At 71.3% G+C, this 21076-nt stretch carries 24 protein-coding genes; 10 read left to right on the top strand and 14 right to left on the bottom strand.

Features of this window, described 5'->3' with window-relative positions; all coding sequences use genetic code 11:
• Positions 1–29 precede the first annotated feature (29 nt).
• Both AB0C73_RS29360 and AB0C73_RS29355 read right to left on the bottom strand, forming a co-directional pair.
• Positions 30–1139, bottom strand: coding sequence for a Zn-dependent alcohol dehydrogenase (locus AB0C73_RS29360; RefSeq protein WP_362536047.1), 1110 nt, complete (start codon positions 1137–1139; stop codon positions 30–32).
• Between the two features lie 61 nt (positions 1140–1200).
• A complete protein-coding gene (locus AB0C73_RS29355) occupies positions 1201–2058 on the bottom strand; it encodes a MaoC/PaaZ C-terminal domain-containing protein (RefSeq protein ID WP_362536045.1) in 858 nt (285 codons plus the stop codon).
• 292 nt (positions 2059–2350) lie between these two features.
• Between AB0C73_RS29355 and AB0C73_RS29350 the strand changes: the two genes are divergently transcribed.
• The 5 genes from AB0C73_RS29350 to AB0C73_RS29330 all read left to right on the top strand — a co-directional run bounded on the left by AB0C73_RS29350 (position 2351) and on the right by AB0C73_RS29330 (position 6825).
• Positions 2351–3316 (top strand): ABC transporter ATP-binding protein, encoded by a 966-nt coding sequence (locus AB0C73_RS29350; protein WP_362536043.1) that lies wholly within the window; start codon positions 2351–2353, stop codon positions 3314–3316.
• Positions 3316–4035: an ABC transporter permease gene (locus AB0C73_RS29345; protein ID WP_362536173.1), complete on the top strand. Its 720-nt coding sequence runs from the start codon at positions 3316–3318 to the stop codon at positions 4033–4035. Before AB0C73_RS29350 ends, AB0C73_RS29345 begins: the two co-directional genes overlap by 1 nt.
• A 32-nt stretch (positions 4036–4067) precedes the next feature.
• Positions 4068–5270: a sensor histidine kinase gene (locus AB0C73_RS29340; RefSeq protein WP_362536041.1), complete on the top strand. Its 1203-nt coding sequence runs from the start codon at positions 4068–4070 to the stop codon at positions 5268–5270.
• Between the two features lie 308 nt (positions 5271–5578).
• Complete coding sequence (locus tag AB0C73_RS29335) at positions 5579–6001, top strand: tyrosinase cofactor (RefSeq protein WP_362536039.1); 423 nt, start codon at positions 5579–5581, stop codon at positions 5999–6001.
• Positions 5998–6825 (top strand): tyrosinase family protein, encoded by an 828-nt coding sequence (locus AB0C73_RS29330; protein ID WP_362536037.1) that lies wholly within the window; start codon positions 5998–6000, stop codon positions 6823–6825. The genes AB0C73_RS29335 and AB0C73_RS29330 overlap by 4 nt, the downstream gene beginning before the upstream one ends.
• Here the strand turns inward: AB0C73_RS29330 and AB0C73_RS29325 are convergent.
• The gene (locus AB0C73_RS29325; protein ID WP_362536035.1) at positions 6822–7082 is read right to left on the bottom strand and encodes a hypothetical protein; all 261 of its coding nucleotides are present in this window, start codon (positions 7080–7082) and stop codon (positions 6822–6824) included. The genes AB0C73_RS29330 and AB0C73_RS29325 overlap by 4 nt on opposite strands.
• A gap of 60 nt (positions 7083–7142) precedes the next feature.
• On the opposite strand from AB0C73_RS29325, the gene AB0C73_RS29320 reads away from it, so the two are divergent.
• Positions 7143–7775 (top strand): response regulator transcription factor, encoded by a 633-nt coding sequence (locus AB0C73_RS29320; protein ID WP_362536171.1) that lies wholly within the window; start codon positions 7143–7145, stop codon positions 7773–7775.
• A gap of 522 nt (positions 7776–8297) precedes the next feature.
• On the opposite strand, the gene AB0C73_RS29315 is transcribed toward AB0C73_RS29320, so the two are convergent.
• The 5 genes from AB0C73_RS29315 to AB0C73_RS29295 all read right to left on the bottom strand — a co-directional run bounded on the left by AB0C73_RS29315 (position 8298) and on the right by AB0C73_RS29295 (position 14306).
• Positions 8298–8762 (bottom strand): hypothetical protein, encoded by a 465-nt coding sequence (locus AB0C73_RS29315; RefSeq protein WP_362536033.1) that lies wholly within the window; start codon positions 8760–8762, stop codon positions 8298–8300.
• 67 nt (positions 8763–8829) lie between these two features.
• Positions 8830–9741 (bottom strand): RHS repeat-associated core domain-containing protein, encoded by a 912-nt coding sequence (locus AB0C73_RS29310; protein WP_362536031.1) that lies wholly within the window; start codon positions 9739–9741, stop codon positions 8830–8832.
• Entirely contained in the window at positions 9738–10676 is a 939-nt protein-coding gene (locus AB0C73_RS29305; protein WP_362536029.1) for a hypothetical protein, read from the bottom strand. Before AB0C73_RS29305 ends, AB0C73_RS29310 begins: the two co-directional genes overlap by 4 nt.
• A 173-nt stretch (positions 10677–10849) precedes the next feature.
• Complete coding sequence (locus tag AB0C73_RS29300; protein WP_362536027.1) at positions 10850–12043, bottom strand: lipid-transfer protein; 1194 nt, start codon at positions 12041–12043, stop codon at positions 10850–10852.
• A gap of 37 nt (positions 12044–12080) precedes the next feature.
• A complete protein-coding gene (locus AB0C73_RS29295; RefSeq protein WP_362536025.1) occupies positions 12081–14306 on the bottom strand; it encodes an acyl-CoA dehydrogenase in 2226 nt (741 codons plus the stop codon).
• Between the two features lie 122 nt (positions 14307–14428).
• On the opposite strand from AB0C73_RS29295, the gene AB0C73_RS29290 reads away from it, so the two are divergent.
• Together AB0C73_RS29290 and AB0C73_RS29285 are read left to right on the top strand one after the other, a co-directional pair.
• Positions 14429–15343 (top strand): oxidoreductase, encoded by a 915-nt coding sequence (locus AB0C73_RS29290; protein ID WP_362536023.1) that lies wholly within the window; start codon positions 14429–14431, stop codon positions 15341–15343.
• 95 nt (positions 15344–15438) lie between these two features.
• Positions 15439–15849 (top strand): DUF4259 domain-containing protein, encoded by a 411-nt coding sequence (locus tag AB0C73_RS29285; protein ID WP_362536021.1) that lies wholly within the window; start codon positions 15439–15441, stop codon positions 15847–15849.
• A 47-nt stretch (positions 15850–15896) separates the two neighbouring features.
• On the opposite strand, the gene AB0C73_RS29280 is transcribed toward AB0C73_RS29285, so the two are convergent.
• The 5 genes from AB0C73_RS29280 to AB0C73_RS29260 form a co-directional block, all read right to left on the bottom strand.
• Entirely contained in the window at positions 15897–16235 is a 339-nt protein-coding gene (locus AB0C73_RS29280) for a hypothetical protein (protein ID WP_362536020.1), read from the bottom strand.
• A 65-nt stretch (positions 16236–16300) separates the two neighbouring features.
• Positions 16301–16789, bottom strand: coding sequence for a hypothetical protein (locus AB0C73_RS29275; RefSeq protein ID WP_362536018.1), 489 nt, complete (start codon positions 16787–16789; stop codon positions 16301–16303).
• A gap of 10 nt (positions 16790–16799) precedes the next feature.
• Complete coding sequence (locus AB0C73_RS29270; RefSeq protein ID WP_362536016.1) at positions 16800–17768, bottom strand: alpha/beta hydrolase fold domain-containing protein; 969 nt, start codon at positions 17766–17768, stop codon at positions 16800–16802.
• Positions 17769–17770: 2 nt separating this feature from the next.
• On the bottom strand, positions 17771–18052 hold the full coding sequence (locus tag AB0C73_RS29265) for a DUF397 domain-containing protein (RefSeq protein WP_362536014.1): 282 nt from the start codon (positions 18050–18052) through the stop codon (positions 17771–17773).
• Positions 18012–18863, bottom strand: coding sequence for a helix-turn-helix transcriptional regulator (locus tag AB0C73_RS29260; protein WP_362536012.1), 852 nt, complete (start codon positions 18861–18863; stop codon positions 18012–18014). Before AB0C73_RS29260 ends, AB0C73_RS29265 begins: the two co-directional genes overlap by 41 nt.
• Before the next feature lie 83 nt (positions 18864–18946).
• Here AB0C73_RS29260 and AB0C73_RS29255 point away from each other — a divergent pair, with 83 nt between their 5' ends.
• Both AB0C73_RS29255 and AB0C73_RS29250 read left to right on the top strand, forming a co-directional pair.
• Positions 18947–19363 (top strand): ATP-binding protein, encoded by a 417-nt coding sequence (locus AB0C73_RS29255; RefSeq protein ID WP_362536010.1) that lies wholly within the window; start codon positions 18947–18949, stop codon positions 19361–19363.
• A gap of 45 nt (positions 19364–19408) precedes the next feature.
• Positions 19409–20044, top strand: coding sequence for a class I SAM-dependent methyltransferase (locus AB0C73_RS29250; RefSeq protein ID WP_362536009.1), 636 nt, complete (start codon positions 19409–19411; stop codon positions 20042–20044).
• Between the two features lie 118 nt (positions 20045–20162).
• Here the strand turns inward: AB0C73_RS29250 and AB0C73_RS29245 are convergent, their stop codons facing one another.
• Positions 20163–20843 carry an alpha/beta fold hydrolase gene (locus AB0C73_RS29245; RefSeq protein ID WP_362536008.1) on the bottom strand — a complete coding sequence of 227 codons (681 nt, stop codon included), beginning with the start codon at positions 20841–20843 and terminating at the stop codon, positions 20163–20165.
• Between the last annotated feature and the right edge of the window lie 233 nt (positions 20844–21076).

Raw genomic sequence — 21076 nt, 5'->3', positions numbered from 1 at the left:
TGCTCAGATCTCGATGGGGATCTCGGTGCTCAGATCTCGATGCAGGTGCGCAGCGCCGCACCCGTCCGCATCTGCTCCAGCGCGTCGTTGATCCCGGCGAGGGGCACCCGGTGGGTGATCAGCGACGCCAGGTCGATGCGGCCGGCCCGCCAGAGCGCGATGGTCCGTTCGTACGAGCGGAGCACGTCACCGCCGCCGTACATGGACGGCAGGATCCGCTTCTCGTCGAAGAACAGCTCGAACATGTTGAGCTGAAGGAAGTCGTCGAGCGCGCCCGCGCCGACCACGCAGAGCGTGCCGCCGCGCCGGGTGGTCTCGTACGCCGTCCGCGCGGTGGCGGACTTCCCCACGACCTCGAAGACGTAGTCGAAGCCCTCGCCGCCCGTGATCCGCTGCTTGGCGTCGGCGAGCGCGTCGGGCGCGACGGCCTCGGTGGCGCCGAAGCGGAGCGCGGCCTCGCGGCGCGACCCGACCGGGTCGACGGCAACGATCTGGGCGGCGCCCTGGAGCCTGGCGCCCTGGATCGCGGAGATGCCGACGCCGCCGCAGCCGATCACGGCGACCGACGAACCGGCCTCCACTTGCGCGGTGTTGATGGCCGCGCCGAGGCCGGTGGTGACGCCGCAGCCGATGAGCGCGGCGATGTCGAAGGGCACGTCGTCCGGGATCGGGACGGCGCAGCCGGCGTCGACGACGACCTCCTCGGCGAAGGTGCCGGTGCCGGCGAAGCCGAAGACGTCGGCGGAGGCGTTGGCGGACGCTGCGGCGGAGGCGCCGCCGGAGCGCCTGAAGTTGGGGGTGCCGGCGTTCATGAAGCCGGCCAGGCAGAGCTGGGTCTGGCCGCGCTTGCAGGCGGGGCAGGCGCCGCAGGCGGGCAGCCAGCACAGCAGCACCCGCTGCCCGACGCTCAGTCCGGTGACGCCGTCGCCGACGTCGAGGATCTCACCGGCGCCCTCGTGCCCGGGGACGAAGGGCGCGGGCTGCGGGAGGACGCCGCTCATGGCGGAGACGTCGGAGTGGCACAGGCCGGTGGCCCGGATCCGGATCCGCACCTTGCCGGGGCCGAAGCCCACCGCCTCGACGTCGTCGAGGACTTCGAGTTTGTCCTGGCCGATCTCGTGCAGTACGGCTGCGCGCATGGTGCGGCTCCCCTCAGGAGGTCAGGCGGTCAGGCGGTCACGCGGTCAGGCAGTCACGTGATCAGGAGTGGTCCACGACGGTGTCGGCGAGTACGGGCGCGTCGTCCCGCTCCACGGCGGAGACGGCGACCTGGACGGTGTGGTCGTCCGTGCGCCACATCCGGATCCGCAGGGTCTCGCCCGGGAAGACGATCCCGGCGAAGCGGGTGCGGTAGCCGCGGACGCGGGTGACGTCCCCGCCGAGGAGGGTGTCGACGACCGCCTTGAGGGTCATGCCGTACGAGCAGAGCCCGTGCAGGATCGGCCGGTCGAAGCCCGCGAGCTTGGCGAACTCGGGGTCGGCGTGGAGCGGGTTCCAGTCGCCGGACAGGCGGTAGAGCAGGGCCTGTTCCTCGCGGACGGGCCGCTCGGCGGTGGCGTCGGAGGCGCGCTCGGGGACCTCCAGGCGTTCGGACGGCCCGCGGTCGCCGCCCCAGCCGCCCTCCCCGCGTACGAAGATCTGGGCGTCGCTGGTCCACAGCGGCCCGTCGGCGTCGGCCGCCTCGGCGCGCAGCACCAGGACGGCGGCCTTGCCCTTGTCGTACACGGCGGCGACGCGGGAGGTGGACACCGCCCGGCCGGCGACGGGCAGGGGGCGGTGCACGGTGATGGACTGGCCGCCGTGCAAGACGGCGGCGAGGTCGATGTCGATGCCGGGGGCGGAGAGTCCGCCGACGACACCCATGCCGGCGCCGGCGACGGTGGCGAAGCTGGGCAGCACGTGCAGCCGGGATTCGAGGGTGTAGCGCAGCTCGTCGGGGTCGGTCGCGGGGACGCCCGCGCCGAGGCCGAGGTGGTAGAGCTGCACGTCCTTGTGGTCCCAGGCGATCTCCGCGCTACGGGGCTCGGCGGCGACCGCCTCGACGGCGTCAATGGGCATCGCGTCGCTACTCCTTGTGGCAGGTGGAGACCTCGGCGCGGTCGTCCGCACCGTCGACCGCACCGAGGCCGTGCGGGGCGCGTGTTCTAGAACGCGTTCTAGAACGGCGAACCCATGTATAGCCGAGGGGTGGGGAGTTGGGAACCCTGCTGACGGCATGTCAGATACCGGGGCTCCGGACCTCCAGACCTCCGGATCCGGAGCTCCGGAGCCGACCCAGGACATTTGTCACGGCCAGGTCCGTACGCCTGAGCCTGCCCGGCCCCCGCCCCCGCTCCGTAACGTCGTGGTCATGAAGACAACAACGGGGGCCGGTACGACAGGCGCGGCAGACACGACGGCGGTCGCCTTCACCGGAGTCACCAAGACCTTCGGCGCGGTCCGCGCCGTCGACGGCATCGACCTCGGCATCCGCCGCGGCGAGACCGTCGCCCTGCTCGGCCGCAACGGCGCAGGCAAGTCCACCGCCATCAACCTCCTCCTCGGCCTCGACGAGCCCGACAGCGGCCGGGTCCGCCTCTTCGGCGACGCGCCGGCCCGCGCCGTCGAGGCCGGGCGGATCGGCGCGATGCTCCAGGACGCCCGCCCGGTCTCCCGGGTCACCGTCCGCGAGCTGCTCGATTTCGTCGCCCGCACCTATCCGCGGCCGATGCCCGTGGCCGAGGCGCTCGGCCACGCCGGGCTCACCGACCTCGCGGGCCGCCGGGTCGACCGGCTGTCCGGCGGCCAGGCCCAGCGGGTGCGGTTCGCGATCGCGCTGGCGGGCAACCCCGAGCTGATCGTGCTCGACGAGCCGACCGCCGCGCTCGACGTCGAGGCCCGCGAGGCCTTCTGGGACTCGATGCGCGGCTACGCCCGGCGCGGCAACACGGTCCTCTTCTCCACCCACTACCTGGAGGAGGCCGACGCCAACGCCGACCGGATCGTGGTCGTCGACTCCGGGCGGATCCTCGCCGACGGCACCGCCGAGCAGCTGAAGCGGGCCGCGGGCGGCACCACGGTCTCCTTCGACCTGGCGGGGCACCCCAGCGAGGGCCTGACCGCGCTGCCCGGCGTCACCTCCGTCGAGATCCACGGCGACCGCGCGCTGCTGCGCAGCACGGGCTCGGACGCCACGGTCCGCGCGCTCGCCGCGCAGGACCTGATCAGGGGCCTGGAGGTCGCCCCGGTCTCCCTCAACGAGGCCTTCCTGAACCTGACCCGTACGCCCCGCGGCACCCCCGCCCGTACGGCCGACTCCCTGGAGATGTCCCGATGATCACCGCGTACGTCCGCCTCGAAGTCCGCCGCACCCTGCGCGAGCCCGGTTTCGTCATCTCCAGCGTCGCCGTACCCGTGTTGATGTACCTGCTCTTCACCAACCTCCTCGGGGACGACGACACGGCCTACCGCACCGCCGCCATGGTCGGGATGGCGGCGTACGGGGCGCTCGGCGCCGCCCTGTCCGTCGGAACGGGCGTCGCCGAGGACAAGTCCACCGGCTGGCTGCGCCAGCTGCGGGTCACCCCGATGACGCCCCGCCAGGTGGTCACGGGCCGCGCCCTGACCGGCACGGTCGTCGTCCTCCCCGCCATCGTCGCCGTGCTGCTCGCGGGCGGGCTCGTCAACGGTGTACGGCTCGACGCCTGGCAGTGGGCGGCGGTGTCCGTCGCCCTGTGGGCCGGCTCGATACCCTTCACCCTCCTCGGCCTGGGCAACGGCTACCGCCTCTCCGCCCAGACGACGGGCGTCGTCAACGTGGCCTGCAACCTGGGCCTCGCGGTGGTCGGCGGCCTGTGGTTCCCCGTCGAACTCTTCCCGCGCTGGCTGGCCACCGTCTCCTCGTACACTCCGACCAACCGCTTCTCCGAGCTCGGCCGCGCGACGGCGGAGGGCTCACTGCCGGGCGCGACGGCGGTCGCGGTGCTCGCGGCCTGGGCGGCGGTTTTCGGCGCGTACGCGGCGGTCTCGTACCGTCGTTCCGCACGGGCGGCGTGAACGGGCGGAATGATCCTGGGGGGTACGGAGCGATGCGGACGTTCTTTCGGCGCCGGGTCGAACGGTCACGGGAGCGAGGACCGAGCGGGCTGAGCCTGCTGCCGTGGATGCTCATGAGCCTGGGCGCGCTCTCCCACCTCATCCAGGGCGAGGCCGCGAACCCCTGGCTGGGCAGCCTCGGTCTGCTGGCCTTCAACACCGTCTACATCGCGATCGTCTTCCGGGCCTTCGACCGCCGCCGCGAGACCCCGCTCACCCGGGGACTGCTCGGCGCCCTCGGCGCCCTCGCCTTCGCGCTCGCGATCGGCTACGGACGGGAGTGGCTGCTCCTCTTTCCGCTGCTGGGCCTCGCGGTCGGTTCGGTGGTGCGAAGCCCCAGGCTGATGCCCCTGATCGCCCTGCCGCTGTGCGCGGCGGTCGGCGTGGTGACCGTCTGGCGGGACTCCTGGACGTCCTTCGGTGTCGTGTACGGCACGTTCATCTCGATCGCGGTCACCTCGGCGATCCTCGCCCTGAACAGCACCGTGCTCGAACTGCGCGCGACCCGCGAGGAACTGGCCCGTACGGCGGTCGAGAAGGAACGCCTCCGCTTCTCGCGCGACCTGCACGATCTGCTCGGCCACACCCTGTCCGTCATCGTGGTGAAGGCGGAGGCGGCCCGGCGGCTCGGGCCGGGCGACCTGGACGCGGCGCTCGCGCAGGTCGCGGACATCGAGACGGTGGGGCGGCAGGCGCTCACGGAGATCCGGGAGGCGGTGACCGGCTACCGCGAGGCGTCCCTCGCGGCCGAACTCGACCGCGCGCGCGACGCCCTGACCTCGGCGGGCATCGAGCCGGTGGTCCGCCAGTCCGGCCCGCCGCTGGAGCCGCAGACGGAGGCGCTGCTCAGCTGGGTGGTGCGCGAGTCGGCGACCAACGTCGTCCGGCACTCCGGCGCCACCCGCTGCGAGATCGAGGTCGGCGGCGGCCCGGAACGGGTGCGTCTGACGGTCTCGGACAACGGCCGTGGAATCAGTCATACGGAAGGGGGCTCACCGGGCAGCGGCCTGCGGGGCCTGCGGGAGCGGGTCGCTGCGGCGGGCGGCACGCTGACCTCGGGCCCGGGCCCGCGCGGCGGGTTCCGTACGGTGGCGGAGCTGCCGGTGGAGACGGGGGACGGGGACTCCGCCGCAGCCGCGGCCCCGGCCGAACAGGAACGGCGCGGGCTGCGCCTGGACGCCCGTACGGACTGCTGAGGCGGGCCGACGGGGCCGTATATCCGGTCAGTTTCCGCAGGTGGGCGCGGCCACACCCGTACATCCGTCCCGAAAGATCATTCGGGCGAGGGGGCCGCACCCGGCGGAGGATTTCGTTCCACGGGCGCCCCGCCACCCCTCCACGACAAGATCAACTCCGTTCAAGTTTGCACTTTTCGCGGGAAGTTGTCCGCATCGCGCCCAACCGGCCGGCGCCGATTTCCGCCGCACCGAAGCCCCCGGATATCGATGGGAAGCACCGGGGGGCATATGACCAACCCCCGGCGCACCAGCAAGAGGGGGTTTCCATGTCCAGCATCACCCGCCGCAAGGCCCTGGGCGTCGCCGCGGGCGCCGCAGGCGCGGCCGCGGGCCTCGCCCTGGCCGGCCCGGCCGCCGCGGCTCCCGCGAACGGCCCCGTGAACGGCCCCGCGTCCACGCCCGATTCCTTCGACGAGGTCTACCTGGGCCGCCACATCAAGGGCAGCGCATCCGCACACGGCGGTCACCACGGGGACCACGGGGGCGGCTACACCGTCACGATCGACGGCGCGGAACTGCACGTCATGCGCAACGCCGACGGCACCTGGATCAGCGTGATCACGCACTACGACCCGGTCGCCACGCCCAGAGCCGCCGCGCGGGCGGCCGTACGCGAACTGCAGGGCGCGCCGCTCGTCCCGCTGACCCCTGCCCTCCGCCTGACCGCCCCGGAGTCGATCACCTCATGAACGTACGCAAGAACCAGGCCACGCTCACCGCCGAGGAGAAGCGCCGTTTCGTCGCCGCGCTGCTCGAACTGAAGCGGACCGGCCGTTACGACGCCTTCGTCACCACCCACAACGCCTTCATCATGAGCGACACGGACAGCGGCGACCGCGTCGGGCACCGCTCGCCGTCGTTCCTGCCCTGGCACCGGCGCTTCCTCCTCCAGTTCGAGCAGGCCCTGCAGTCCGTCGACCCGGCCGTCACCCTCCCCTACTGGGACTGGACGGCCGACCGCACCTCCCGCTCCTCCCTCTGGGCCCCCGACTTCCTCGGCGGCACCGGCCGGGCCCGCGACGGGCAGGTCGTCGACGGGCCGTTCACCCGCTCCGGCAACCGCTGGCCGATCACGGTGCGCGTCGACGGCCGCGACTACCTGCGCCGCGACCTGGGCGCGAGCGGCCGCCCACTGCCGACGCGGGCCGAGGTGGACGCGGTGCTCGCGATGGAGACGTACGACACGGCGCCTTGGAACAGCGCCTCGGACGGCTTCCGCAACCATCTGGAGGGCTGGCGCGGGGCGAACCTCCACAACCGCGTGCATGTGTGGGTGGGCGGCCAGATGGCCACCGGGGTCTCCCCCAACGACCCGGTCTTCTGGCTGCACCACGCCTTCGTCGACAAGCTGTGGGCGGACTGGCAGGCCCGCCACCCCGCCTCGCCGTACCTCCCGGCCGCCGGCACGCCGAACGTCGTGGACCTCCACGACCCGATGCGCCCGTGGAACGACGTCACCCCGGCCGACATGCTCGACCACACCCGCCACTACACCTTCGACACGGCGGCCTAGTCACCGGATGTGTTCTGCTCGGTCGTCTGCCCGCCGATGTCGGCGACCGAGCTGTTCCCGCTCACGGTCCCGGACACCTGGTCGCCGCCCCCGCCGCTTCCGCCGCCGATCCCCAGCATCCCGACAAGCCCTCCGGCGGGCCCCGCGGCCCCGTCGCCGGCGGCGGCCTGCGCGGCCCCGCTCCCCATCGTCATCGTCCCGAGCACGGCCCCCGCGAGCACCACAGCGGCGGCGATCCTGTTCCTGGTCCTGTTCATGCCCGTCCAACGACGAGCCCCCGCGCACCGATGCGGCCTACCCTGGTCCCTGTGAACGAGATGCCCCGGGACCACCGTCCCGCCAAGTCCGTACGCGTCCTCCTCGCCGAGGACCAGGGCATGATGCGGGGCGCGCTCGCGCTGCTGCTCGGGATGGAGCCGGACCTGGAGGTCGTGGCACAGGTCGGCCGGGGCGACGAGATCGTGTCCACCGCCCTGACGGCGCGGCCCGACGTGGCCCTGTTGGACATCGAACTGCCGGGCATGTCGGGCCTGGACGCGGCGGCGAAGCTGCGCGACGAGGCCCCCGACTGCCGGGTCCTCATCCTCACCACCTTCGGCCGCCCCGGCTACCTCCGCCGCGCGATGGAGGCCGGCGCGGCCGGCTTCCTGGTCAAGGACGGCCCGGTGGAGGACCTGGCCGAAGCCATCCGCAAGGCCCTCCGCGGCGAAACGGTCATCGACCCGGCCCTCGCGGCCGCCGCCCTCAGCGCCGGCCCCAACCCCCTCACCCCCCGCGAACGCGAAGCCCTCGCCGCCTCCGTGGACGGCGCGACGATCGCCGACATCGCGGCCGCACTCCACCTCTCCGAGTCGACGGTCCGCAACTACCTCTCCTCGGCCATCGGCAAAACGGGCACCCGCAACCGCATGGAAGCCGTCCGCGCGGCCCGCCAACAGGGCTGGCTGTAAAGCCGTCGCATCACCTGGTTGGTGGAGACCGTGATCGGCATCGCGCCCCCACCGCGGGGATGACGAGGCAGGTTCCCCGATAGTCACAAACCGCGATCACCGACGCCCTGCCAGCGAGCCCCCCTTCGCATGGGCTACCCGCGAAGCAGCTCGTGGGCTTCGACCAGTACCAGGTCCGCAAGTGGACCCCGTGAGCGAGAGCACCGACTGATCCCCGGACCACTCCTGAGGCCCTCCCAGCAGAGCATCCGGCTTGCCCAGCCGCCCTCGCCTCAACCCCCAGCATCCCGTCGAAACCGTCCTGGCCTGCAACTTCTGGCGCCGCCTCCACCAGACCCGCGCCACCGTCAGCCACTACCGGCGCCGCGGCGGCCCCTCCCGCAACACCTACGAGCCTGGACCACCCAACAACCGACCCTACCGATCAGCGACCCACAAGATCTCCGGCTGTGACAGTTGACGTGAGCCAGAGGGCGTCAATGGTCGAACTTTGGGGGTCCATTTCTCCTCGGCCCTTCGCTCTCAGCCCGCCGTCTCGTTTCCCGTGCCAGGGCGCGTCGGGGCGGCGTCCAGCTTCAGGACGATGGAGGCGACGAAGCCCGAGGACAGCAGCGCGGTGAAGGAGAACAGGCAGTACATCAACGCCGCAACACCTACTCCACGCGAGGAAACGGAAGAGTAGAGGACACCGGAAACAAGACCGGCCACGGCCGAGGCACCCAACACCAAAAGCCATCTCCCCGACCGATGGAACGTCATGTCGGGAAATATCAGCTTCAACAGAAACAGTGCAGCGAGGAGAAATCCGACGTCGGCGGCGCTCCACAGTGCGGACTCACCCAGCGCGGGCCACCAGTCAAAAGGCTGGGGATCGCCACTGGACTGCGCCTCGAAGACTCCTGCCACGACGCGTACGAGCAGCAGCGGCGGAGCCATGCCCACGGCAATGGCGGCAAGCAATCGCAGCGCCCGAACTCCATGCGGCATACCTTCTCCTCTTCTGATGCGAACCATACCCGATGCGGGCGACGATCCGAAGGCCGCCGCCCACATCTCACTTCCCCTTGTCAAAGTTCCAGTCCTTGTAGACCTGGACATTCATCTCGACGCTGGTCGACTTTCCGTCGGGCCGCGCCTCACCGGTAATCCTCACCTGAGCATGACCGATTCCGAAGTGACTATCCTGCTCATCGAGGTCGACTCCGAGCCATTTCGAGTCGGCAGTGAATTCGCAGGGGCCACCGCCTGCACACGTCGAGGTGGCAGTATCCGACCAATCGTGGAGCTGGTCCATAACGACCTTCCGGAGCCCCGGGTCGCCCCGTAGCTTGTCGAACTCGACCACGTACTCGTCGCCACTGGCCTCGCGATAGTGCCGCCAGAGCTCAGCCGACAGGTCCCAGCCCGCCGCCTTGGCCGCGGCGATCAATCCCTCGTACTCGGGAAGGATGTGATTCTGGAAGTACGAGTACTGGGATGGGGTCGGCGTGACGGAGTTGAATGGCGCATTATCGTTTCCGGTCTTCGCCGTGTTCCGCCCGGAACTCGATCCGAGATGGCCGGACTGAGAGGACCGAGAGGACTGCCACTTCTTCAGGTTCTCCGCATAGTACTTGGAGTCTCTATTGTTCTGGGCGACGATCTTGTCGTAGTTGCTCCGCTTGCTGACGACCTCGGTTCCACCACGACACACGTACATCCCGCTCACGCACTCAGGCAGAGCCTTTCCTGTCGGGTCGGCAAACATGGCGGGATTGTTGGCACCATACGTGTAGCCGTTCATCGTCTGAGCCTTGTCGGCCTGCAGCACCGGGTCGACGCTGATGAACTGACCGATGCCTGAATCGTATTCGCGGGCGCCGATGTGTGTGAGGCCCGTCGTCTTGTCGGCCGTCTTGTCCAGGAAGCCCCGGTCCGTCGGCCAGGTGCCGATGGAGCCGCCGCGCTCGGCGCCGAAGGGCGTCATGTAGCGCTTGGTGAGCTGCTGGGTGGGCAGTGCGTGCGGCTGCTCGGCGGGGTCGTAGCAGTACGTGGTCGTGGTGTCCCCACCTGCCGCGTGCTGCGTCTCCAGCTTGCGCTGGCCGCCCTGGTTGTACGTGTACGACGTCCAGTACGGAGCCGGGCCGCCGAGCGTGCTCGCGGAGCGGGTGTCCGAGCAGTTCTGCGACGCGGGGGTCCACGCCTCCGCCAGACGACGGTGACCGTCGTAGGCGAAGCACTGCGGTCGTCCGGGCCGCCCTTACCCAGGACCAGCTGCTTGACCTGGCCGAGGGCCCAGTAGTCGGCGTTCTGCAGATAGCCGGTCAGGCCCATCATGGACGTGAGCCGACCGACCGCTCCATAGCGGTACTCGATGGTCTCGGACGGCAGGCCGCCGAGCGCGGGCTCACTGCTGCTGCCCACCGTGCCGTCGGGGCGGTAGGTGCTGGTGAAGGTGAGCTTGCCGTTGGGAACGGACGAGTACAGCGAGTCCGCGGCCGGCAGGGTCAGCTCGGTCGTAGTAGGGCGGCTGAGCGTGTCGTAGGCCGTGACAGTCTTCGTGACCCGGTCGAGCAGGTCGTACTCCGACTCGGCCGTTCCCTTGTCGGGATCGCTCGCGGTCTTCTGACGGCCGTACTGGTCGTACGTGTAGGACCACGTGGCACTGTCAGGGCCGGTGATCTTGGTCTGCTTGCTGTCCAGCGTGTACTCGAACTTCGTCGAGGTGTACGCCGTGCCGAGGGTCGCCCCGTACTGCGTGTCGGTGGGGCTGGTGCCCGCGTACTCACGTGTCTCGACGGTCCGACCGCGCGCGTCGACGATGGTCCGGCCGGCCGTGCCGCCCTGGACAGCGGTGGTGGCGGTCGAGTCACCGGTGTACGTGGTGGTCGTCGTCCACTTCTCGACGCCGCCGACGAGCAACGTGCTCGACGTCGGCGGGTGACCTTCCGGCGCCCGAGCTCGACGGGGCGAACGCGATCGCAGAGTGATGTCGCCGCTCACCACAGAAGCGTGATGCAGTTCACATCATTCATCGACATGTCGATTCGTCTCAGCAGCTCCACATAACTGGAGGTCAGCGCCTCGGAGCCGGCCTATGCCCTCCGCAGCATCGTCACCACCGCCGCCCCGCCGAGCCCGATGTTGTGTGCGAGGCCGACGCGGGCACCCGGCACCTGGCGGCCGGCCGCCTCGCCGCGCAGTTGCCAGACGAGTTCGGCGGCCTGAGCGAGGCCGGTCGCGCCCAGGGGGTGGCCCTTGGAGATGAGGCCGCCGGAGGGGTTGACGACCCAGCGGCCGCCGTAGGTGGTGGCGCCGGACTCCACGAGCTTGCCGGAGGCGCCCTCCTCGCACATGCCGAGCGCCTCGTACGTGAGGAGTTCGTTGACGGAGAAGCAGTCGTGCAGCTCGATCACGTCCACGTCCTCAATGCCGAGCCCGGACGTCTCGTACACCTGCCGGGCCGCCGCCCGCGACATCGGGCGGCCGACGACGTCGATGCAGGAGCCGGAGGCGAAGGACTCCTCGGTGTCGGTGGTCATGGCCTGGGCCGCGATCTCCACGGCCCGGTCGCGCAGGCCGTGTGCGTCCACGAAGCGCTCGGAGACGACGACCGCCGCGGCCGCGCCGTCGGAGGTGGGCGAGCACTGGAGCTTGGTGAGCGGGCGGTGGATGGTCTTGGCGGCGAGGATCTCGTCGACCGTGTAGACGTCCTGGAACTGCGCGTTGGGGTTACGGGAGGAGTGCCGGTGGTTCTTGGCGGCGACGGCCGCGAGCTGCACCTCGGTCGTGCCGTACCGCTCCATGTGCTCGCGGGCCGCGTTGCCGAAGATCTGGGCGGTGGGCGGGGTCGTCTCGAAGCCGTGCCCGGCGGCCATGATCCCGTAGTGCCGGGCGACGGGGGATGCCTTGAAGTCTCCGCCGTCCGCGCCACCGCCGCCGAGCGCGCCCCGCGTCATCTTCTCGAAGCCGAGCGCGAGCACGCAGTCGGCGGCTCCGCCCTCCACGAACTGCCGCGCCATCATCAACGCGGTCGATCCGGTCGCGCAGTTGTTGTTGACGTTGTAGACGGGTACGCCGGTGAGCCCGAGTTCGTACGCGGCGCGCTGGCCGGCCGTGGAGGCCTGGAAGCAGTAGCCGACCGGGACCTGCTGGACGAGGCCGTACGGGATGCCGGCGTCGGCCAGGGCGGCGGTGCCGGCCTCCTTCGCCATGTCCCAGTACTGCCAGTCCCGGGTCTCCGGCTTCTCGAACCTCGTCATCCCGACGCCCACGATGTACGCCTTCACCACAGGACCTCTCAGTCTCTCGGATCAGTCTCTCGGATCAGTCTTTCGGCAGGCCGAGCAGGCGCTCGGCCACGACATTCAGCTGCACCTGCGTCGTCCCGCCCGCGATCGTCAGGCAGCGCGACATCAGCACCCCGTGCACGGCCCGCTCCCCCGCCCCCTCGGCCACCGCGCCCGCCGGGCCCAGGAGTTCGAGGGCGAGTTCGGCGACCTTCTGCTGGTGGACGGTCTGGACGAGCTTGCGGACGCTGGCACCGGGGCCGGGTTCGAGCCCCGACACCTGGCGCAGGGTGGTGCGCAGGCCGATGCAGGCGAGGGCGTGGGCCTCGGCGACGAGCGCGCCGACCCGTACCCGTACGGATGAGTCGCCGGAGGTGTCGGCCTCGGCGGAGGCGGCGATCAGCGCCTCCAGGCCCGTGTCGAAGGCGACCTGGTCGGCCATGTGGACGCGCTCGTTGCCGAGGGTGTTGCGGGCGACCCGCCAGCCGTCGTTCACCTCGCCGACGACGGCGTCGGCGGGCAGCACGGCGTCGTCGAACCAGACCTCGTTGAAGAGGGATTCCCCGGTGATCTCCTTGAGCGGGCGGATGTCGATGCCGGGGGTGTTCTTCATGTCGACGACGAAGTAGCTGAGTCCGCGGTGCTTGGGCGCGGCGGGGTCGGTGCGGGCGAGGAGGATGCCGTAGTCGGCGGTCTGGGCCGAACTCGTCCACACCTTCTGTCCGTTGATCCGCCAGGTGCCGTCGTCCAGCCGTTCGGCGCGGGTACGGAGGGAGGCCAGGTCGGAGCCGGCCTCGGGTTCGGAGAAGAGCTGGCACCACTGCTGTTCGCCGCGCAGGGTCGGCGGCAGATGCCGTTCCTTCTGCGCCGGGGTGCCGTACGCGAGGAGGGACGGGATCACCCAGGTGGCGATCGACAACGGACTCAGCCGGATGCCGGATGCCGCCATCTCCCTTTGCACGGCGAGCTGTTGGACCGGGCCCGCGCCGAGACCGTACGGCTCCGGGAGGTGCGGCGCGGTGTAGCCGGTGGCGGCGAGGGCCTTGCGGGCGGCGTACGGGTCGAGTCCGGCGGCGGGCGCGAGGGCTTCACGGGCGGACCTGAGGAACTCCTCGGCCTCGGCGGGGAGTTCGAGGCGCAGTTCGCGCCGGGTGCCGGTGGCGGCGTGGCCGAGAGCGGCGAGCCGGTGGGTATCGCCGGCGCCGAGGAGCTGGCGGGCCACGAGGGCGCGGCGCAGGAGGAGATGGGCGTCGTGTTCCCAGGTGAAGCCGATGCCGCCGAGGATCTGGATGCAGTCCTTGGCCACGGTGTACGCGGCGTCGAGCGCGGTCGCGGCGGCGAGGGCGGCGGTCAGGGACCGTACGGCATCGGGCGCGCTGGTCGACCGCCCGTCGGGCTCCTCGCGAGCGGCGCGGGCGGCGCGGGCGGCGTCCCAGGTGAGCGCGCGGGCCTGTTCGAGCCGTACGAGCATGTCGGCGCAGAGGTGTTTGACGCCCTGGAAACGCCCGATGGGGTGCCCGAACTGCACGCGGGTACGGGCGTGTTCGGCGGCGGTGTCGAGGGCGCGGGCGGCGGTGCCGCAGGCGTCGGCGGCGAAGAGGACGGCGGCAAGGTCGTGGACGGCGGCAGAGGTGAGGCCGAGGACGCGCCCGGCCGGCACGAGGACGCCGTCGGTGCGCACCTCGGCGGTGGGCCGGGTGGGGTCGGCGCAGGCCTGAGGGCGTACGGCGAGGGCATCGGCGTCGGCGTCGACGGCGAGCCAGATCGTCCTGTTTGCCGCGCGTGCGGGAAGGATCAGCAGATCGGCACAGGCGGCGCCGAGGACGGGCGGGGCGAGGCCGTCGAGGACGAACCCGTCGGCGGTGCGCGAGGGCGCGGCGGCGAGGGTCCCGGTGCCGAGCGCGACGGCGGCGAGCCGTTCGCCCGTGGCGACGGCGGCGGCCTCCTCGCCGCGGCCGGCGCGGTGCAGCAGCTCGGCGGCGAGGACGGAGGGGAGGTACGGCCCGGGCAGCACGGCCCGCGCGGCCTCCTCCAGAACCACGGCCAGGTCCACCAGATCGCCGCCCCCGCCCCCGTACTCCTCGGGCAGATGCACCCCGAGCAGCCCCTGCGCGACGGCGCCGTCCCAGTGGGCGGGGCGGGCGGTGGCGAGGCCGGGGAGGTCGACGTACCTACGGACCTCTTCGGGCGGTACGGCGCGGGTGAGCCAGCCGCGGACGGATCGGGCGAGCTCCCGCTGTTCGTGCGTGATGGCGATGCCCATGGCGCGCAGACTAGAACACGTTTCAATCTGACGGAAGGTCAGATACGAGGTCGGGTGTTGTCGATCGACGGTTGTAGGCTCCGACGCTCGCACTCCACCCTCGAACGGAGCTCAGGAAACAAATGACCTCGTCGACCCCGTCGCACCCGGTCTCCGCCGCGGCCTCCGGCACCTGGTCGCTCGGCGACCTCACCGTCCACCGGATGGGCTTCGGCGCGATGCGCCTGACCGGCAGCGCGGCCTTCCACGAAGGCGTCCCGAGCGACCGCGGCCAGGCCGTCGCCGTGCTGCGCCGCGCGCTCGAACTCGGCGTGAACCACATCGACACCGCCGCGTTCTACTTCTCGCGGCTGCGCTCCGCGAACGAGCTGATCAACTCCGCGCTCGCGCCGTACGCGGACGACCTGGTCATCGCGACCAAGGTCGGCCCGGCCCGGGACGCCTCGGGCGAGTGGGCCACCTCGGCCCGCCCCGACCAGCTGCGCGGCCAGGTCGAGGAGAACCTGCGGCAGCTCGGCCGCGACCACCTCGACCTGGTGAACCTGCGCGTGATGAGCCAGCCGGACGTGAGCGAGCACTTCGGCGCGCTGGCCGAGCTCCGGGAGGCGGGCCTCGTCCGCCACCTCGGCATCTCCAACGCGCGCCTCGAACACCTCGACCAGGCCCGGGAGATCGCGCCCGTGGTGTGTGTGCAGAACCGCTTCGGCATCGACGCGCCGGAGGGGCGCGAGGTGCTGGACGCCTGCGGGGCGGACGGCATCGCGTTCGTGCCGTTCTTCTCCGTCGCCGGCCGGGGCCGCGAGTCCGGCGCCGTCGCCCGTACCGAACACGCCGCGATCCTCACCGTCGCCCGCGCCCACGCCGCCTCCCCGGCCCAGGTCCGCCTCGCCTGGATCCTCCACCAGGGCCCCCACGTCCTGGCCATCCCCGGCACGGGCAACCCGGCCCACCTCGCCGACAACGTGGCGGCGGGCGCGCTCCGGCTGAGCGAGGAGGAGATCCGGCTCCTGGACGGGATCGGCGGCGCGGAGGCCTGACGGGCCGCGGGCGCGGGGGCGTTGTCAGTGGCGGCTGCCACGATGCGGAGCAGCGCCTGAGAGCGCTGCTGGACCGCAGAGAGAGTGGGCACGCCATGGGCACCTGGGACATCGGACCGTTCGACAACGACACCGCCGCGGACTTCTCGTCCACGGTGGACGAGGCGCCGGAGGAGAGGAAGGCGGACGTCCTCCTCGCCGCGTTCCGCGAGGTGATCGAGACCGGTGACGACTACCTCGACTCCGACCTCGCGGTCGAGGCCGTGGCCGCGGCCGCCCTGGTCGCCGCCCAGCTCCCCGGCGGAACCCCGGTCACCACCCCGTACGGCCCCGACCAGGCCATCCCCCCGCTCCCCGCCGCACTGCGGCCCGAGGCCGTCGCGGCCCTCGACCGGGTGCTCGCCAAGGACTCCGAACTGCTCGAACTGTGGGAGGAGTCGGACGGCGAGGAGTGGAAGGCGGGGGTGCTGCACCTGCGCGCGGTGCTGGCGGCGGCCATGGCGTAGGGGCGGGGACGAGGGTGGAGGGGGACGGCGACCGGGGACCGGTCGGATCAGTCACCGACGAACCACAGACAGCTCCCGGGCGTCGTCGCGCAGGACTTCAGCATCGCCGCGAGGTCGGTCACGGCAGCTCTCTGCCCTTCGGTGGTGCACCGCTGCAGCAGTCCCGCGATCTCTCCGAGCGCGACTTCCGCCTCCTGCTCGTTGAACTGTGTGTCGCCGTAGGGATCCACCCACGAGAGCTTGTCGGGGCCGTCCGCCTTGAGTGTGGCCAGCACCGCCGCCAGTTCCTCGCCGTACTCGTACGAGCCCTGCAGGAACGTAGCCCTGGACATGGCCCAGTCATTCCGCGCCGGGCGAGCGGAATGCAGTTCGAGCTCGATCCCCATGATCGCCTCCTCGGCGGCAGCCTAGCCAGCACCAGCGAGTGACCTCGACACAAAGTCGGGCGGGACTACTCCACCATGCGTTCCGCATCCGCCGGGACCCACGGGAACGGGACGTCGGGCCACCGCGCCGCGGCCCAGGCGTCGAGGTCAACGGCGAGCACAGCGTCGACGAAGACCTGCGGCGGGCGGTAGCCATGAGCGGTGATGTAGTGCGTGACCAGAAACGGCGCGGCGTACGCGATGCCGGGCTCGCCCGGGATCCGGACCTCCCCGTTCCCTTCCGGGGCCGTCTCGTCGTCCTCCGGGCACAGGTCGCAGTCGTGATACCCGAGGCAGACGTTCATCCACTGGACCTTCTGGATGGCCTTCAGCTTCTCAACGAACGCGTCGGGAACCGTGCCGGTCGCGTACGGCCGGCCGGCCTCCAGCCACCCGATGTTCAGGCGGGTGTACGTCGGCCGGAAGCAGAGGGTCTCGAAGCCCGCATGCGCCAGGCTGGCCGTGAACGCGTCCTCGTCCAGGAAGTCGTACTCGCTGAGATCTTCATAGAACATCCGCCCATCATCACCCCACCGGCCGGTCCAGGAGGCGGCGGAGCCAGGCCGTGCGGGTGGCGCGGGTGGTGTGGGTGAGGGGGGAGTGGCGGGCGAGGGCGTCGGAGCCGTGGCAGGCGCCGGGCCAGACGTGGAGTTCGGCCTGGCCGCCCGCCCGCCAGAGGGCGTTCGCGTACGCCACGCCCTCGTCGCGGAACATCTCCGCCGAGCCGACCTCCACGTACGCCGACGGCAGTCCGGACAGGTCCGTGGCCCGGGCCGGGGCCGCGTACGGCGGCACCTCCGCCGACCCGAAGAGGCCGTCCCCGAGGTACGCCTGCCAGACCGTCGCGTGCGAGGTCAGGTCCCACACGTCCACGCCCGACATCTGGCGGGCGGAGTACGTGTCGAGCCGGTCGTCCAGCATCGGCGACAGCAGCATCTGCCCCAGGGCCACCGGACCGCCCCGGTCACGGGCGAGCAGCGCGAGCGCCGCCGCGAGGCCGCCGCCCGCGCTCTTGCCGCCGATGACGAACCGCCCGGGGTCCACCCCCAGTTCCGCCGCGTTCTCCGCCGCCCACACCAGTCCGGCGTACGCGTCCTCCAGCGGCTCCGGATACCGCACCGCGGGCGCGAGCCGGTACTCGACCGACAGGACGGCCAGGCCCAGCGGCCCGGCCCACTCACGCAGCACCGTCGGCAGCACGGACCACGCGTTGCCCATGACCATCGCCCCGCCGTGCAGGTAGTAGAGCAGGGGCAGCGGGCCGTCGAGCCCGGCCGGCCGCGCGCTCACCAGCGTGACCTCCGGCGTCCGCAGCTCGGCAACCTCGAAGCGCCCGCCGTCCCGCAGCTCTTCCACCGTCGGCCGCGGCCGGGACGCCGCGTCCCGCGCCTGCCGCGCCGCCAGGTTCGCCGCGGTGATCGGCTCATGCCGCCCGGCGCCCAACGCCTCCACGGCGGCGCGCACTTCCGGGTCGAAGGGCGGTGGCGACGCCACACTCAGCGCCCGAGACGCCCGTCCGCTGCCGCCGTAACGAACGCGGCGAAGACGGCCGGGGAGGCCAGGAAGGCGGGGCCGGTGGGGTTCTTGGAGTCGCGGACGGCGACGTGGGCGGTGAGGTCGGCGACCTCGATGCACTCGCCGCCAGTGTCGCCGCTGTAGGACGACTTCTGCCAGGTGGCGCCGCCGAGGGGCGCGCATTCGACGCAGTTGCCACCTGTGTCGCCGCTGAACGAGGACTTACGCCAGCTCGCGCTCGTCAGGTTCGGCTTGGTCCCCATAGCGTTCCTCCATCACCTGAGCGATCAGTGCCGCCGAGTCCTCCACGGAAAGGGCGGCGGCCTGAAGGTGATCGTAACGGAGGGAGCCCTCTCTGAAGGCGGCCGGATCGGCCGTCATATGGCCCTGGACGAAGTCCTCCGTGTAGACGATGTCCGGGTCGTCCTCGAAGCGCAGCAGGTTGAACTCGCCCAGCATGCCCGCGTGCGCACCGGCCGAGAACGGCAGGATCTGGATCTTCACCCACTCGCGCTCCTGCATCCGCAACAGATGGGCCAGTTGGGCTCGCATGAGGTCTCGCCCGCCGACCTCCTGGTACAGTACGGCCTCGCTCATCACCACCCAGATCAACGGCGGTGTGGCACGATCCAGGATGCGCTGGCGCTCCATGCGGGCCGCCACTTTGGCGTCGAGTTCGGCTCCCTGGTTCCGGGCTCCCAGGATCTCGCGGGCGTACTCCGGCGTCTGGAGCAGGCCGTAGACCAGTTGAGGCTGGAACGTCGAGATGTAGGTCGCCTTCGCTTCCATCTCCGCGTAGGGCTGGAACCAGTTGGGCAGCTGGCTCCGCAGAACCAAGCCCACCAGCCGCGTGAAGTGCCCCGCCGCCATCAGTCCCGCGTCCAGCCGCTCCGCGAACTCCCGCGTCGGGACCTTTCTCGCCGTCTCGATCTGGCCGACCAGGGAGCCCGTGCAGAAGAGGATCGACCCCAGCTGGTCCTGCGTGAGCCCCGCCTCCTCTCTCAACCGGCGCAGTTCCGAGCCGAAGTAGTCCAGGGCCGAGGCGCTGGGATCGAGGTTGCGGATGTTGGCCACGCGAGGTCACCCCCAAGCAGACGCGTTCACGCGTTGGTTCCGGTCCGTAGCCGAGCGTAACGAAACTGGCCCACTCTGGTGGCATGAATCACGCAACCGAGCTCTGTCCAGCGGTACTTGCCACCACTTACCGGATGGGGTTCACCGTGGGTGAGCACTCCGCCGGTCACATGCGGCGCATCCTCCGCATGTTCCTCACGCGGTGGCAGTTGCCCCACCTCGCCGACGACTCCGCGCTCGCGCTCACCGAGCTCGTCGCGAACGTCGTCCGGCACGTGCCCGGGCGCCGGTGCACCGTGCTGATCCTGCGGGAGCCGTACGGGCTGCGGGTGGAGGTCTCGGACGGGGCGGCGGCGGGGGCGGGGAGCGTGATCGCGAAGGCGGCGGATCCGCTGGCGGAGGGCGGGCGGGGTCTCGCTCTGGTGGAGGCGGTGACGGACCGGTGGGGGTGCGCGGAGCGGGCCGACGGGAAGACGGTGTGGTTCGAGTGCGACGCGTAGGGCACCATGGGCGCCGTACGTCCGTACTCGCCAGTAGGAGCCCGCATGTCCGAGCCGACCCCCGAGATTCTCGCCGCCTTCGAGGGCGCGAAGGGCTTCATGCCGGTGAAGGAAGGGCTCGCGCTGTACGAGGCGGCGGCCGAGGCCGCCAAGCTGGGGCTGCCGCTCCTGGAGGTCGGCACGTACTGCGGGCGTTCGACGATCCTTCTCGCGGACGTGGCGCGGGCGGCCGGGACCGTCGCCGTCACCGTCGACCACCACCGGGGCAGCGAGGAGCAGCAGCCGGGGTGGGAGTACCACGACGCGACCGTGGTGGACCCGGAGGTCGGCGTCATGGACACGCTGCCGACCTTCCGGCGCACGCTGCGGAAGGCGGGCCTTGAGGAGCACGTGATCGCGGTCGTGGGCCGTTCCCCGCAGGTCGCGGCGGTGTGGGGCGGGCAGCTCGGCTTCGTCTTCATCGACGGCGGGCACACCGACGAGCACGCGACGGGCGACTACGAGGGCTGGGCGCCGAAGGTCGCGGCCGGCGGTCTGCTGGTGATCCACGACGTGTTCCCGAACCCGGAGGACGGCGGCCAGGCCCCGTACCGCATTTACCTGCGCGCGATCGAGTCCGGCGACTTCGAGGAGATCTCGGTCACGGACTCGCTGCGCGTCCTGCGCCGCCTGCCCGCCTGACCGTCCGAGGGACGTGGCCGGGGGCGGAGGACGGCCGGCGGGACCATCCTCCGCCCCCGGGGCTCACCGGGTGCGGGACATCACCCGGTGAGGGTCCGCGTCGTCCGACGAGGTTCCGTCATCTCACGAAGTTCCGTGTCAGCTGCGAGACGTTCTCACTGACCAGCAGCCACGCGTGCTCCACACAGCCCACGCTGGTGTTGCTCGCGCCGGACAGGACCGTGCTCGTGTCCGGGTTGATCATCTCGTCGCACGTGGAGTAGAAGGTCCCGTAGTTGACGGCCCCGGGCGTCTCGTCACCGCTGTTGAGCGTGGTGAGGTAGGTGCTGCCGATCGCCATCTCCTTGCACGACACGATCGCCCAGTCGCAGATCTGCGCCGCGTTCGTCCCGTGGTTCGGGCCGCCCAGGGAGACCCAGTCGTCGACGTACGCGGTGCCGCCGAGGAACTTCAGGTACCAGCGCGAGCCCAGGCCGCCCATCGAGTGCGTGACGATGTCCACCTTCGCCGCGCCGGTACGGGCGCGCAGCGCGTTGACCTGGTCGCGGATCTGCGCGGCGGTCGTCTCGTTCGACTGGAAGGGGTTGTACGACATCGCGTACAGCCGGTCGGCCGGCCAGCCCGACGCCTTGAAGTCCGACACCATCTCGTCGAAGTTCCACGCGCCGCCCTTGTAGCCGTGGACGAACAGCACCGGGTCGGGCACCGCGGCCTGGGCCGGGGCCGCCGGCAGCAGGAAGGCCGCCACCGCTGCGCAGGCCGCCGCGGCGGCGGAGAGCACACGGGTGAATCGTCGCATCGGAGTTCCTCTCACTCGTAGGGGGAGCCCACAGAGTGAGGTCGGCGCAACCCCGCCGCCATCGGCGGATTCGCCAGTCTTTACACGCCGGTAACTTAGCTCTAGCGTTACGAGACATGCCAGTTGGGCCGCGTGGCGCAAAAGCGCCGGGACGACAGCCGGAACGTCAGCCGGGACAACAGTCGGGACAACAGCCGGAACGTCGGCCGGGTGACCGCGCCCCCGGGCTGCCC

Source organism: Streptomyces sp. NPDC048623 (genome assembly GCF_040650755.1).
GTDB lineage: Bacteria > Actinomycetota > Actinomycetes > Streptomycetales > Streptomycetaceae > Streptomyces.
Note: the sequence above shows the minus strand (reverse complement) of the source record. Positions and strands in the feature narration are given on the sequence as shown.

Coding starts and splice junctions, on each gene's coding strand:
- AB0C73_RS29335 (WP_362536039.1), top strand. CDS start 5,579: ATGTCCAGCATCACCCGCCGCAAGGCCCTGGGCGTCGCCGCGGGCGCC.
- AB0C73_RS29265 (WP_362536014.1), bottom strand. CDS start 18,052: ATGGGGACCAAGCCGAACCTGACGAGCGCGAGCTGGCGTAAGTCCTCG.
- AB0C73_RS29350 (WP_362536043.1), top strand. CDS start 2,351: ATGAAGACAACAACGGGGGCCGGTACGACAGGCGCGGCAGACACGACG.
- AB0C73_RS29295 (WP_362536025.1), bottom strand. CDS start 14,306: ATGGGCATCGCCATCACGCACGAACAGCGGGAGCTCGCCCGATCCGTC.
- AB0C73_RS29275 (WP_362536018.1), bottom strand. CDS start 16,789: ATGTTCTATGAAGATCTCAGCGAGTACGACTTCCTGGACGAGGACGCG.
- AB0C73_RS29285 (WP_362536021.1), top strand. CDS start 15,439: ATGGGCACCTGGGACATCGGACCGTTCGACAACGACACCGCCGCGGAC.
- AB0C73_RS29360 (WP_362536047.1), bottom strand. CDS start 1,139: ATGCGCGCAGCCGTACTGCACGAGATCGGCCAGGACAAACTCGAAGTC.
- AB0C73_RS29325 (WP_362536035.1), bottom strand. CDS start 7,082: ATGAACAGGACCAGGAACAGGATCGCCGCCGCTGTGGTGCTCGCGGGG.
- AB0C73_RS29330 (WP_362536037.1), top strand. CDS start 5,998: ATGAACGTACGCAAGAACCAGGCCACGCTCACCGCCGAGGAGAAGCGC.
- AB0C73_RS29255 (WP_362536010.1), top strand. CDS start 18,947: ATGAATCACGCAACCGAGCTCTGTCCAGCGGTACTTGCCACCACTTAC.
- AB0C73_RS29245 (WP_362536008.1), bottom strand. CDS start 20,843: ATGCGACGATTCACCCGTGTGCTCTCCGCCGCCGCGGCGGCCTGCGCA.
- AB0C73_RS29280 (WP_362536020.1), bottom strand. CDS start 16,235: ATGGGGATCGAGCTCGAACTGCATTCCGCTCGCCCGGCGCGGAATGAC.
- AB0C73_RS29250 (WP_362536009.1), top strand. CDS start 19,409: ATGTCCGAGCCGACCCCCGAGATTCTCGCCGCCTTCGAGGGCGCGAAG.
- AB0C73_RS29310 (WP_362536031.1), bottom strand. CDS start 9,741: ATGACGCCCTTCGGCGCCGAGCGCGGCGGCTCCATCGGCACCTGGCCG.
- AB0C73_RS29340 (WP_362536041.1), top strand. CDS start 4,068: ATGCGGACGTTCTTTCGGCGCCGGGTCGAACGGTCACGGGAGCGAGGA.
- AB0C73_RS29315 (WP_362536033.1), bottom strand. CDS start 8,762: ATGCCGCATGGAGTTCGGGCGCTGCGATTGCTTGCCGCCATTGCCGTG.
- AB0C73_RS29355 (WP_362536045.1), bottom strand. CDS start 2,058: ATGCCCATTGACGCCGTCGAGGCGGTCGCCGCCGAGCCCCGTAGCGCG.
- AB0C73_RS29290 (WP_362536023.1), top strand. CDS start 14,429: ATGACCTCGTCGACCCCGTCGCACCCGGTCTCCGCCGCGGCCTCCGGC.
- AB0C73_RS29320 (WP_362536171.1), top strand. CDS start 7,143: ATGCCCCGGGACCACCGTCCCGCCAAGTCCGTACGCGTCCTCCTCGCC.